This window comes from Paenibacillus sp. Marseille-Q7038, assembly GCF_965111595.1.
In genome coordinates this window covers 1,024,127-1,036,531 of the sequence record NZ_CBCOOM010000002.1, presented here as the reverse complement: position 1 = coordinate 1,036,531, position 12,405 = coordinate 1,024,127, and the positions used below count along the sequence as shown (strand labels likewise).

Sequence of the window (12,405 nt, the reverse complement as noted above, 5' to 3'; positions counted from 1 at the left end):
CTTTATGTAAAACGTTTTCGTAAAAGAGTATGAAATGATGCGTCTACTTTTGACTCTGTTTATACTGATCTCGATAAGCTGAAGGAGAAATACCCATATATTTTTTGAATTTGGTATGGAAATAATCTACGTTAGCATAACCGATTTGGTCTGATACTTGATGGACTTTTAGTCCTTCTTCAAGTAGCGACTTTGCTTTCTCCATACGAACCTTATCTAAGAATACATTAAAGGACTCACCCGTATAATTTTTGAACAATTTCCCCAAATAACTGCTGTTATAATTAAAAACTTCAGCAAGAACCTCCAGTTTGAGATGATCGCCTGGATTCCTTTTTATAAAATCAATCATCTGTTTGATTACGGTATCTTTACTATTTACACCAAGCTGCTGAATCAATTCCGAGAATTGAAGTTGCAATGTATCCAAAAGCGCAATGAGCGTTGGCTGTTGATATAATGCCGATAACATAGCTGTATGTTCTGTCGCAATGAGTTTCGTCTCGGAATTCACTAGAGAAAGCTTGTTCAAAGCAACCGCAGCAATTTTAGTAATCTTGTTCTTGATCTCATGTTCCGTGTAGTCCTCCGTCAACACCCACTGCTGGAATTGATCTAGGACACGTGATAATAAATCTTTACTTCGTATGTCTAGAGCATAGTAGAGTGTATCTGTGATCTTATCTTCGTCTAGTCCTTGTAATTCTTCTTCTCTTTCTTCTATGTGCATACTTAGCCGATAATCTTCTCTTCTCATCAAAACCGATTGTTTACTAAAAAAGAATCGATCTTCAAGTAGGTGCAGAGCTTCATTATATGATGTCTTCATCTCTTCAATATGTAACACACCCGTCCCCGCTGCTATATACACAGGGCTTGAGAATCTCTTAAGAGTCATAACGGTTTCATCATAAAAGCGATGCTGGTCTTCACTCGTAAGCAGAGGTGTTTTAAGCAAACAGCCAATGTACTTTCCTGCTGTAAAAACAATCCCTCTCTTCGATGAAGCAAGCAGATCTGTCATATCCTTCTTTATTTCTGCACTCATGTGAGTAGAAGACTCATTAAATACTTCTATAAGGACTACCTGATAGGAAGGCCAATATAAATCATATTTTTTCATATCTTCTGCGGCCCACACTTGTCCACCATGTAGTATAGACTCAATTACATGTTCACGATAAAAAAAATCTTCATTCGTATTGCGCTGCTTTACACTTTGTTCTTTATCTAGACGTGCTTTAATACGCTCCAGTTCTTCCACCATTTCTTCTTCATCTACTGGTTTTAATAAGTAGCCGCCTACACCAAAACTGATCGCTTTTTTGGCATAATCAAAATCTGCATGTCCACTTAGGATAAGAAATTGACCCTTTTTCCCTTCTCTGCGGAGATGTTCGATCACTTCAAGTCCAGTAAGACCTGGCATACGGATGTCTAATATCGTAAGGTCCGGGTTCAAATGATGATGCTTTTCAATAGCTTCTCTTCCGTTAGAAGCGGTATCTATCACCGTATAGCCCTCTTCTTCCCAGTTAATAATCGTTTTGAGCCCTTCTCTAATCATAGGTTCATCATCAACTATTAATACGCTATACATTATTTGCTGCCTCCTTTAGGAACCGTAAAGACAATTTTTGTACCTTTTCCGGGCTCACTGGATATGATTAGACCATGCTCTTCCCCATAGGACAAAGTTAGACGCTGATGTACATTCCGCAGACCAATTCTACTTTTCTCTTGTTCATCAGAGCCCGTTATAGACGTGACTACTTCCTTCAATCGTTCTGGGCGAATGCCCGATCCATTATCTTGGACTGTAAAATGAACGAGGTCATTTTCTTCATAAATAGTGACCTCTACTCTAACTCCTTCTTCTTGATTCTCCAAACCGTGCACAATCGCATTTTCTACAAGCGGCTGAATAATAAGCGGCGGTATTTGTTCTTTTTCTATTCCTTCTTGGATGGTAAGTTCAAAATCAAGCCGGTCTTCATAGCGAAACTTTTGAATTTGTAAATAGGATCGAACCATTTCCATTTCTGCTTTAATCGTAGTTTTACCACTACCGATTTCAAGACTTTTACGGATGAGTTTACCTAGTAAACGTACAATATTCGCAATTTCTGCTTCTCCTTTAATATGTGCTTTCATTCGAATAGACTCTAGTGCATTAAACAAAAAATGAGGATTGATTTGACTGGCCATCATTTTAAGTTTAATTTCCTTTTGGGCGATCGCAAGCCGATTGTTCTGCTCACTTGTCTCCACAACTTGTTCCATAAGCCCATTAATACTCGACACCATATGATTAAACTGTCTTGATAATTGACCGATTTCATCATTACCATCTACTTGTGATACAACCTTTAAATCTCCTAGTGCTAATCGATTAAGCTGCCTGCTGAGACGCAGTAAACGATTGGTCGTAAGCAGCGATATAACGTATACAAGAGCCATCGCGACAAAGAGCACAAGAATAATAAACAGCATCCCAATTTGACTGATTTGCTTTGCGTTGGTTACTATACTTTCCTTCGAAAAAATAGATACGATTTGAAAACCATTCATACTCGAAGATGGGATCATTTCATCGACAATAATGTTCGAAGGTTCATCATACACGTTCGCTTCAATAAGTCCTTTTTTTTGAGATCGAAGATCAACACCCATATTCAGAGACTCAAAAGTAGACCCTACAAGTTTCGTATCTTTTGCAGCGACAATATATCCCTGACTGTCTACAATCATCGTATTAAAAGGTTCCTGGCTCAGCATATTATTGAGTTCATCTCGGTTAATGAGTACCATGAGCACTCCTCGGCTCTGATATTCAGGAAATTGAACGCCTCGCACAAGACTCAATGTACCTGCCGGATAATCTTCTGAATTCGGAATATAGAACCAACCTATACTCGTCGATTCCATTGCTTTCTTAAACCAAGAAGCACTCTCGATCTGAGCATCAACAGGGATAAATTCATAATTATTAACCAAGGTTGAGTTAAAAGAGAAAAAGCGAATCCCATATAATTCTCTATATTGCTGTAAATAATCGTTAAACAAGGTAAAAGAGTGATAACTTCGTGTCAGCTCCAGCATATTCGCAAACTGGGTGTTCGCGATTTCTTTTATCTGGCTATTAAACATAAGCAGATTAGAAATATCCATAGGTACTCGAAGCAGCGTCATGGTCTGATTTTTGATACGCTCTACATTGTTTTCTGCCTGCTGTATTGCCTGATCCATCGCCTGCTGTCTGAAATAGTAGGTCACCCCTACACCTATGATGAGTACGGGAATCATGACGACAAGCACATAGCTGATGACAAGCTTATGTTTAAGCTTTAAATCATTCGTACGCCGTACAATCTTTGACAGCAATCTCCACACCCCAGATCTATATAAGCGCTTACACATCGATACTACTTATTTTATCATAAAATGTAATGTCCGGATTGTTCATTCTCGACAAATAAATACATATTTCTTTAGTTCTTACAGGACAAACTGATGAGTACTATATATTGATGAGTATAGAATCTCTCCCGATTGCTAATTTACCGATGGGAAAGGGGACAAGCAATGGATATTTTTTCATCAATTATAATGGGAATTGTGGAAGGGCTGACTGAGTTTCTTCCTGTTTCGTCGACGGGTCATATGATTATCACAGCTCACTTGCTCGGACTCTCTACGGATCAGGAAAATGTCAAAACATTCGAAGTTGTTGTTCAGCTTGGGGCTGTACTTGCTGTCGTCGTTCTTTACTGGAGAACCTTTGTCGGTTTTTTCACCGTCAAACCGGGTGATCGTGTGATGCCTCGTTTGAACCTGCTTCACATCTTTCTAGCGATGATACCTGCTTCTATTACTGCGGTACTGTTTCGTGATGTTATAAAACAATATTTATTTGGTCCAACCACTGTTGTTTACAGCCTCATTGCCGGCGGTCTGCTTATGATTGCAGCAGAAAAATGGCACAAGAAACCGATAGCACAAACAGTAGATGATATCACCTACAAACAAGCATTTATGATTGGGCTCTTTCAAATTTTAGCGCTTTGGCCAGGGTTCTCTCGTTCCGGTTCCACGATTTCAGGCGGACTTCTTGCAAGAGTCAGTCATACGGCAGCGGCTGAATTCACTTTTCTTGTTTCTGTGCCTATTATGTTTGGAGCTACCGCCCTCGACTTATGGAAAAGTGCAGACATTCTATCGGTAAAAGATATCCCTTATTTTACAATCGGGCTTCTGACTTCTTTCTGTGTCGGTATGCTGGCGATTAAAACATTCCTTTCCCTTTTGAAAAAATGGAAACTTTCCACCTTTGCATATTACCGTTTTGGCCTTGCCCTTGTTCTCTTGTTTATCATCTTATAAAAATAGGAGCCTCTCCTTTTGCTGCTGATCAGCTTAGGAAAAGCTCCTTTTTCATTTTCCGTCATCTTACATTACTGTTTCGATTCCAAAGTCTCCAAGTAATCAGAGATTTGGGTTGGTGTTTTCGCCCATTTACTATGCAAATGCGCAATTTTCTCCCCATCTTTGAAGACAAGCAAGCTTGGAATACCGCGTACTTGATTTTGTTCCGCAATCGTCAGGAATTTCTCAGCATCTAGAGCGAAAAATTGTTTGTCTTGATGCTTGTCTATTACATCACCGATAAAACGGTCTAGATTTTTACAGTCTGGGCACCAGTTCGTATCAAATTTAATAACCGTCAGACGATCACCGTTAATTAAATCCTGGTATTGTTCTTCACTTTGAATTCGTTCCATATCTTTTTCCCTCTTTTCTTAACCTATAGGATCATATTATAAATGCTGTGTATATTGATTGGCTCTAGTCAATCTTTTAAGCTTATCATTTTCTTTATCGGTTAGTGGCTCTGTCATTGAAGCCCCGATATTACTGAGCAATTGCTCCCTCGAGCTAGCACCAGGAATGACAGTAGCAACAGCCGGGTGAGAGAGCGCATATCGAATAGCTAGCTGGGACATACTCCGTTCTTCTGTAACAAATGCTGCTAACTTTTTGCGAATCTCTTTGATTTGTTCAGGTGTATAATCAAGATACCCTTTTAGAGCTTTATCATCTCTACCATCTGCTAGTGCTCCACCAGCCACCGGCCCCCTCGCTATGACACTTATACCATGTTCATGAAGAGAAGGAAACACCTCTTCCTCTCCGCGACGATCCAGTAAACTGTACTGATTCATCACACTTACGATCGAAGAATGCTGGGTATACTCCCGGATCACATTTGGACGTATAGACGAAATTCCATAATACCGGATGAGTCCGGCTTGCTTTAGTTCCTCAAAGGCCTCAATCGTTTCTTCTATATGATCTTCCATAGTACCGCCATGCAGCTGATATAGATCAATGTAATCAGTCTGAAGCCTGCGTAAACTATCTTTTACAGCGTTCTTAATATGCTGTTTACTCGGATCCCAGCGTAGTCCCTCTTGACCAGCCAAACGCCTGTTACCTACTTTCGTAGCGATGATCACATCTTGTCTGCGCCCTTTGAGCGCCTTCCCCACCAGTTCTTCATTACGTCCATCATCGTAAATATCAGCCGTATCCAGAAAATTAACGCCATGAGCAATTGCTTCATGTATGAGCGGGATCGCTACCTTCTCATCTATTCCTAGTGACATGCATCCGAGTCCAATTTCACTTACCATTAAATCAGATGAACCAAGCCTATTTATCTTCACTGTGAGACCTCCTTCCAATTTTGAAATAAAGATAAGATGACAATATTAGTATTGTAGCATGAAGAGTAAAGAACACAAAAATACGCAGAGGGTAGAAGGTAAACCTTCCTTTACCTGTACCCTTTGCGCATTCATCATCAACTATTATTTTTTGTTATTATTCTTCAAATGCAGCACTTACTTCTTTTACCATTCCAGATACAGAAGTAAGACCTCCACCGGACAAGTACCAGTAGTTAGCATCTAGATAAACAATGTGACCTTCTTTATATGCTTTCGTATTTTTCACCAAGCTGTTTTCAACCAAATCCTTAGCAGAAGAAGCTGCTTTTTCATCCGATGAAACAACCACACCGCGGTCGACAACAAACAGGTAGTCTGGATCTTTCTCTACAATGTACTCAAACGAGACGCTTTGACCATGTGTAGAAACTTCAATCGCTTCATCTACTGGTTTGAAACCAAACACATCATGGATAATTCCAAAACGGGAACCTGTACCGTACGCACTGATTTTACCTTCATTAGCAAGGATGATCAGGGCATTTTTACCGCTTGCTGTTACTTTTTCATTTAGTGCTTTAATTTCATCTTCAACTTTCGCAATCTCTGTATTTACTTCATCTGTTTTGTTGAAAATTTGTCCAAGAACTTGCATGTTTTCTTTGTAAGAATCCATGTAGCGAGTTGTATCTACTCCAAGATAAATGGTTTTTCCGATTTTGCTAAGTTCTTCGTAAGAATCGGACTGACGACCAGAGATAATGATCAGGTCAGGGCTGATTTCTGCAATTTTTTCGAAATCCGGTTCTTTTAAGCTTCCTACATTCTCATATTTGGAATCTTTATATTTTTCTAGGTAAGAAGGAATGTTCACTTGTGGAACCCCCGTAACTTCAATACCCAATTTGTCGAGAGAATCGAGAATTCCCATATCGAAAACAACGATTTTCTCAGGATTGGTCTCAAGTGTAGTTTCACCCAGTTTATGAGTAATCGTTACTTCCGAGTTTTGTGCTTGTTCTGCTGTTCCATTACTGCCAGCCGCTGCGTTCGTCTCAGCTCCGCCTTCTGCTTCTTTGGAGTTACTGCCGCAAGCTGCCAGTACTACCGTAAGCATCATAACCATAACCAGTGTCAAAATAGAAGATAACTTGAATTTTTTCATTAGAATCACCTCGTATATTATTTGGTTAATAGTGAACAATATATTTTTTACTTGAAGTATACGCAAATTTTGTTCCCATCAATGACCTGGACAGGGATATCCATCTCATAGATTTCTTTCAGAACAACAGGATCAATAATTTCATCCGTCGGACCTTCTTTTACGATTTGGCCATCCTTTAGTGCTACGATGTAATCTGAGTAACAGGATGCGAAATTGATATCATGGATAACAATGACAACCGTCTTACCCAGTTCATCTGCAAGTTTCCGCAGTACTTTCATGATCTGAACTGAATGTTTCATATCCAGATTATTCAGCGGCTCATCCAGCAAAATATAATCCGTGTTTTGGGCGATAACCATGGCGATAAAGGCTCTTTGGTTCTGGCCTCCACTCAGCTGATCCAAAAATTTGTGCTGCATATCCTGAAGTTCCATGTATTCGATAGCCTCATCAACAAATGCCCAATCTTCTTTTGTTAGCTTGCCTTGAGAGTAAGGAAACCGGCCAAAACTAACCAAATCACGTATTGTTAGTCTTACATTTATGTGGTTGGATTGCTTGAGAATTGCTATTTTCTTTGCAAGGTCTCCACTTTTAGACTTGCTTACATCCATTCCATCAATGAAGATTTCACCGTGATCTTTGCTTATGAGCCTACTTACCATAGACAACAAGGTACTCTTTCCCGCACCGTTAGGCCCGATAAAAGAAGTGATTTTCCCCTTTTTGATGTTGGTAGTTATATTCTCCACCACATACTTGTTACCGTATAGTTTGGATACCTCTTTCACATCTATCACGATTTATTCTCCTTAAGTAGCAGATAAATAAAGTAAACCCCGCCGATAAAATTAATGATGACACTTAGTGTTGTTGAAAAAGTAAAGACTCGCTCAACAATCATCTGACCGCCTACGAGCGCACTAATACTGATTAGCATCGCTGCTGGAATCATTACTTTGTGCTGATAAGTCTTAAACATTTGATAAGTTACATTGACGACAAGAAGTCCTAGGAAAGTAATGGGTCCTACAAGTGCTGTAGAGACAGATACAAGAATCACAACAATGATCAGCATCCGCCGTACAACCAGATTATAAGGAACTCCCAGATTAACGGCATGTTCCCGTCCTAGCGACATGACATCCATATACTTACTGTATCTTGTAAAATAAACACCAATTGCGACAAAGGCAATAATCGATACAATGACAAGATCAGTATTCACGTTATTAAAGCTTGCGAACATGCGATCCTGCACAATTAAAAACTCATTCGGGTCCATAATAACCTGCATGAAGGTCGACATACTCTGGAATAACGTTCCCATAACTAAACCGATGAGGAGCAAGAAGAATAGATTTCTTCCTTCACGTTTGAACAGCAGTTTATACAAGACCCCTGCAAACATCACCATAAGACCTACCGATATAACAAAATTCATATTTTTGCTAAGGGAAGATACTTGTGCTGATCCATACATAAAAATAATAAAGGTTTGGATAAGCATATAAAGTGAATCGAGCCCCAGCACGCTTGGTGTTAAAATCCGGTTGTTCGTGACGGTCTGGAATATCATGGATGAGAACGCAATGGCGCTTCCTGTTATCACAATAGCGAGAATCTTCATTGCTCTTCTAGGAAGAACATAACGCCAGCTACTGCCTAGATCGACAAAGACAAAGATTCCAATAAGAGCAACAGCTAGAGCAGCGAGAAGTGTAATCTTAGTCTTGTTATTCATAGGCCTTTCTCCTCATCAGCAAGAAAATAAAGATGATACTGCCGAGCACGCCAACCGTTAAACCGATCGGTATCTCATATGGGTATATAATGATCCGACCCAGGATATCGCAGATCAATACGAAAATTGCACCCACTAAAGCAGTGTGAGAGAGACTTTTCTTAAGGTTATCACCCATATACATACTCACGATGTTAGGAATGATCAGACCAAGAAAAGGGATCATACCTGCCGTCAGAATAACGACAGAGGTAACCATCGCAACGATGATAAGACCGATATTGACAATCCACTTATAGTTAAGACCGAGATTGACAGCGAATTCCTCTCCCATACCCGCTACCGTAAACTTGTTCGCATAAAAGTAAGCGATAATGACAAGCGGTATACTGATATAGATGAGCTCATATTGGCCAGAGATGATCATGGAGAAATCTCCTTGCAGCCAAGAGGAAATATTTTGGATCAGATCGTGTTTGTATGCAAAAAAAGTAGTGATCGAACCCACAATATTACCAAACATGATTCCCACGAGCGGAATAAATATCGTATCTCTGAATTTAACTCTCTCTAGAATCTTGGTAAATATAAATGTCCCTGCCAGTGCAAATACAAAAGCAATAAGCATCTTCACTAACGGAGGAGCAGTAGCGAACAGCAACATGGACACCAAAATGCCGAGTTTAGCTGAATCTTCTGTTCCCGCTGTGGTTGGAGAGACAAATTTGTTGCGTGTAATCTGTTGCATAATAAGTCCGCATATACTCATGCTGATCCCTGCAATCAGTAGACTTGCAAGCCTTGGTAATCGGCTTTCCAGTAAAATCTGCTTCTGGATCTCATCTAATTGCAGCAAATGCCAAGGCTGGATATCCTTTACTCCGATAAAAACGGAAAGAAGGGATAAGATGAAAAGTAGAATAAATAAGTATCGCTTCTTCATGACCGTTCCTTCCTCTTCTCCGTTTATTCAGGAGGATAGGATTACTACTTACATCTGAAAAAAACGGATGAATCATTATGTAGGAAACTCTGGTATTTATTGCCTCAGATAATGATATTCATTATCAGTTGGACACAAGTTACATTGTATCATCTCATTCTCTTCTGTCAATGCTATACCCCAATAAATTTGCTCAACAAAAAAATGGCGAAGAAACTAGATTTAACTAGTTTCTTCGCCGTCAAAGCGAATCTTATGATGAATTGACCTTTTCTTTCTATCTTCTTAAGTCAATAAATTATTTACTGATAAGCTGACCTGCATAAGCTTGAACATTCAGTGGAGCCGTCAGATATTTGGGAGCTTTAGCAACAAATGCCTGGAAATGAGCACTCGTATTGTGAGAAGCTACAGCCTCCTGATCTTTCCATTCTTCGATCATTAGAAACGTGTTCTCTTGCTCTGTATCTTTAAAAAGTTTGTATGAAACATTGCCTTCTTCAGCGCGAGATGCCTCGACTAATTCTTTTACCGATTCAAGAAATTCAGACTCTACAGCATGGTTCACTTTCATTTCTGCATGAATAATAATCATAGGTATCATCCTCACTTCCACTGTGCAACACGGTCTATAGGCAGACGCGTTGATTTACGTGCTTCTTTAGCTGCTTTACCAATTGAGATCAACATGACAGGTACATAACGATCTTTATCCATTCCAAATGCTTCTGCAATTCGCGATTTATCATAACCACCAATAGGGTTTGTATCATATCCGTGAGCACGAGCCGAAAGCATGAACTGCATGGAAACCAATCCGGAGTCAATTACGATCATTTCGCGGAATGCCTCTGGTGAAACACGTCCGAATAATTCGGTGTAGTTCGCCAAAACCTGTTCCTTCATCTCTTGTGAAAGAAATCCGCGTTCTACTGCACTGCTCATAATGTCATCTGCATTATCAAATGCATTCATATCTCCAAATACAGCAATGACTGCAGATGAAGTTTTTACTTGGTTTAAGTTTCCTGGTGCCAACTCTTCAAGTGTTGCTTTGCCTTCTGGGCTATCAATAACTAGAAATCTCCATGGTTGAAGGTTAACAGAAGATGGCGCGAGTGTTGCTTCCTCCAAAATTTCTGTCATTTCTTCACGGCTGATTTTAACCGAAGGGTCGTACACTCGCACCGAACGGCGGGTGGAAATTACTTCGTTGTAATCTTTAATTTTAGTATTTACAGTCATGGTTTTACGCTCCTTTTATCTATATCACTTATTCGTCTTTTTGGGATCTTTCATTTGGTGGATCTGGTTGTTCAGCTTCTTTAAGGTTTCAATAAACTGAAGACGCTCCGATTCAGTGAGGTCTGTTTGCAGTTCCTCCATGAACCTTTCTTTTTCTGCTTTAAAAGTTGCTACTTTGTTTTTTCCTTCTTCCGTCAGCTGAACTAACGTAATCCGGTTGTCATTCTCACTTCTAGTGCGGTGTAGCATTCCTTCCGCCTCCAGTTGCTGAACATGACGTGTCACTGCAGCAGGATCAATCGATACTGCTTTCTGTAAATCCGATTGACTGATTTCTCCACCCGTCAGTTTACATAAAAGTTCAAGCCGATTAGGACTCACACCCGCGCAGCGTTCAAACCGGGTAGCGATGTGTTTATTAAGATGCATAAACAAATACAATAGGTCTTCCGTACGACATGTAGAGATGGTAAAGACCTCCTTCAAATCATTGACTCCTCAATGGTTGATGGGTCAATGATATACCTTATTTTCTTAAAATGCAAGTTTTTTTGCAAAAAAGGCCGAAATATCTCGGTGAAAAGAGACATTACGGCCTTTTATCCTTTTATGGAACTTATAATTTCATAATTACATTTAAGAGACTATAGACTGTCTCTTATATATATCTGACGCTGCCGACGACCCCTTACGCTTAGATATAGCTGGGGGCGCCGGCGAGCAATTTTACGGTGTTTTTCCACCTGCATTGTCCAGCCCCATACGAGTGAGAAAAGCGCAAGCGGCACAATGACAGCAGCTAAAAAGCTATGCGTGATCAAAATGGTAAAGTAGACAGGACGAATAAATCCTTCTCCTCCAAACTTTGATGTCTCAGGGGAAATATAATGAAAGGTAAGATAGGTTACTAAAAATAACAAGGTAGAAACAAATGCCGCGATTACAAATCGTTTATGAATCTTCACATTTTTCTTCAGAATAGCAATAAGTGCTGCTAGCAAAAAGATAAAAGTGAAACTGTTCAATACTGCGTTAATTCGTGGAAGTATTGTATAATCAAAATGCACTTCACCGTTATAACCTACTGGCGCAAAAAAGAGCAGCAATATAATAACATTGGCAATCAATGAAAAGCTAATAATTATTCCCGCAAAGTTCTTCTTCGTCGTCGGGACGTAGTCACTCTCTTTAATACCTTTGCTCATAACGAACGTTATCCTCCTCTATAGGTAAATCCTAACTTCAATTATAAGCTTCATCACAGGGAATTGTTAAGTGACAACACTCTGAACTTTATTCCAGCGTATCTTTTTTGAACCTTTCCGCACTAATAAAATACATTTTATCATTATACGAAAAGTTTGATTCGAGGAATGGATAAGGATTCCCCTTTCCATTTGATATAAAAAAATGTACAATACAAAGAGAAATGTAAAGCAAAACACAATTACATATATTGTTCACAGGAGGAGTCTGCCACACAAGGCCCCCTTCTGTCTATTTTCAGGCGTATTTATGGGGATCTTGCGTAAATAGGCTTTTTTTGTGTGCAAACATAAAAAACTCCTCACAT

Annotated in this window: 13 protein-coding genes; 1 reads left to right on the top strand and 12 read right to left on the bottom strand. The window is 39.6% G+C overall.

Going from position 1 to position 12,405, the window contains the following annotated elements:
- Positions 1–43: 43 nt before the first annotated feature.
- Together ACWPWY_RS22025 and ACWPWY_RS22020 are read right to left on the bottom strand one after the other, a co-directional pair.
- Positions 44–1,600, bottom strand: coding sequence for a response regulator transcription factor (locus ACWPWY_RS22025; protein ID WP_454193661.1), 1,557 nt, complete (start codon positions 1,598–1,600; stop codon positions 44–46).
- A complete protein-coding gene (locus ACWPWY_RS22020) occupies positions 1,600–3,393 on the bottom strand; it encodes a sensor histidine kinase (RefSeq protein ID WP_454193918.1) in 1,794 nt (597 codons plus the stop codon). Before ACWPWY_RS22020 ends, ACWPWY_RS22025 begins: the two co-directional genes overlap by 1 nt.
- Positions 3,394–3,585: 192 nt before the next feature.
- Here ACWPWY_RS22020 and bacA point away from each other — a divergent pair, with 192 nt between their 5' ends.
- Positions 3,586–4,383: an undecaprenyl-diphosphate phosphatase gene (gene bacA, locus ACWPWY_RS22015; protein WP_454193660.1), complete on the top strand. Its 798-nt coding sequence runs from the start codon at positions 3,586–3,588 to the stop codon at positions 4,381–4,383.
- Positions 4,384–4,454: 71 nt separating this feature from the next.
- On the opposite strand, the gene ACWPWY_RS22010 is transcribed toward bacA, so the two are convergent.
- The 10 genes from ACWPWY_RS22010 to ACWPWY_RS21965 all read right to left on the bottom strand — a co-directional run bounded on the left by ACWPWY_RS22010 (position 4,455) and on the right by ACWPWY_RS21965 (position 12,037).
- Positions 4,455–4,781, bottom strand: a complete 327-nt coding sequence (locus ACWPWY_RS22010) for a thioredoxin family protein (protein ID WP_454193659.1) — start codon at positions 4,779–4,781, stop codon at positions 4,455–4,457.
- 36 nt (positions 4,782–4,817) lie between these two features.
- Complete coding sequence (locus tag ACWPWY_RS22005) at positions 4,818–5,726, bottom strand: aldo/keto reductase (RefSeq protein ID WP_454193658.1); 909 nt, start codon at positions 5,724–5,726, stop codon at positions 4,818–4,820.
- Positions 5,727–5,883: 157 nt separating this feature from the next.
- Complete coding sequence (locus ACWPWY_RS22000; protein ID WP_454193657.1) at positions 5,884–6,894, bottom strand: siderophore ABC transporter substrate-binding protein; 1,011 nt, start codon at positions 6,892–6,894, stop codon at positions 5,884–5,886.
- Between the two features lie 47 nt (positions 6,895–6,941).
- Positions 6,942–7,700 (bottom strand): iron ABC transporter ATP-binding protein, encoded by a 759-nt coding sequence (locus ACWPWY_RS21995; protein WP_454193656.1) that lies wholly within the window; start codon positions 7,698–7,700, stop codon positions 6,942–6,944.
- Positions 7,697–8,644: an iron chelate uptake ABC transporter family permease subunit gene (locus ACWPWY_RS21990; RefSeq protein ID WP_454193655.1), complete on the bottom strand. Its 948-nt coding sequence runs from the start codon at positions 8,642–8,644 to the stop codon at positions 7,697–7,699. The genes ACWPWY_RS21995 and ACWPWY_RS21990 overlap by 4 nt, the downstream gene beginning before the upstream one ends.
- On the bottom strand, positions 8,637–9,587 hold the full coding sequence (locus ACWPWY_RS21985) for an ABC transporter permease (protein WP_454193654.1): 951 nt from the start codon (positions 9,585–9,587) through the stop codon (positions 8,637–8,639). Before ACWPWY_RS21985 ends, ACWPWY_RS21990 begins: the two co-directional genes overlap by 8 nt.
- Before the next feature lie 298 nt (positions 9,588–9,885).
- Positions 9,886–10,182: a putative quinol monooxygenase gene (locus ACWPWY_RS21980; protein WP_454193653.1), complete on the bottom strand. Its 297-nt coding sequence runs from the start codon at positions 10,180–10,182 to the stop codon at positions 9,886–9,888.
- A gap of 11 nt (positions 10,183–10,193) precedes the next feature.
- Positions 10,194–10,832, bottom strand: a complete 639-nt coding sequence (locus ACWPWY_RS21975) for a nitroreductase family protein (RefSeq protein ID WP_454193652.1) — start codon at positions 10,830–10,832, stop codon at positions 10,194–10,196.
- Positions 10,833–10,856: 24 nt separating this feature from the next.
- The gene (locus ACWPWY_RS21970) at positions 10,857–11,318 is read right to left on the bottom strand and encodes a MarR family winged helix-turn-helix transcriptional regulator (protein WP_454193651.1); all 462 of its coding nucleotides are present in this window, start codon (positions 11,316–11,318) and stop codon (positions 10,857–10,859) included.
- 158 nt (positions 11,319–11,476) lie between these two features.
- Positions 11,477–12,037: a DUF420 domain-containing protein gene (locus ACWPWY_RS21965; protein WP_454193650.1), complete on the bottom strand. Its 561-nt coding sequence runs from the start codon at positions 12,035–12,037 to the stop codon at positions 11,477–11,479.
- Between the last annotated feature and the right edge of the window lie 368 nt (positions 12,038–12,405).

Bases quoted from the DNA above. Each gene is read 5' to 3' on its own strand.
- ACWPWY_RS22025 (WP_454193661.1), bottom strand. From the start codon at position 1,600: ATGTATAGCGTATTAATAGTTGATGATGAACCTATGATTAGAGAAGGG.
- bacA (WP_454193660.1), top strand. From the start codon at position 3,586: ATGGATATTTTTTCATCAATTATAATGGGAATTGTGGAAGGGCTGACT.
- ACWPWY_RS21975 (WP_454193652.1), bottom strand. From the start codon at position 10,832: ATGACTGTAAATACTAAAATTAAAGATTACAACGAAGTAATTTCCACC.
- ACWPWY_RS21985 (WP_454193654.1), bottom strand. From the start codon at position 9,587: ATGAAGAAGCGATACTTATTTATTCTACTTTTCATCTTATCCCTTCTT.
- ACWPWY_RS21990 (WP_454193655.1), bottom strand. From the start codon at position 8,644: ATGAATAACAAGACTAAGATTACACTTCTCGCTGCTCTAGCTGTTGCT.
- ACWPWY_RS21980 (WP_454193653.1), bottom strand. From the start codon at position 10,182: ATGATTATTATTCATGCAGAAATGAAAGTGAACCATGCTGTAGAGTCT.
- ACWPWY_RS22000 (WP_454193657.1), bottom strand. From the start codon at position 6,894: ATGAAAAAATTCAAGTTATCTTCTATTTTGACACTGGTTATGGTTATG.
- ACWPWY_RS21965 (WP_454193650.1), bottom strand. From the start codon at position 12,037: ATGAGCAAAGGTATTAAAGAGAGTGACTACGTCCCGACGACGAAGAAG.
- ACWPWY_RS22010 (WP_454193659.1), bottom strand. From the start codon at position 4,781: ATGGAACGAATTCAAAGTGAAGAACAATACCAGGATTTAATTAACGGT.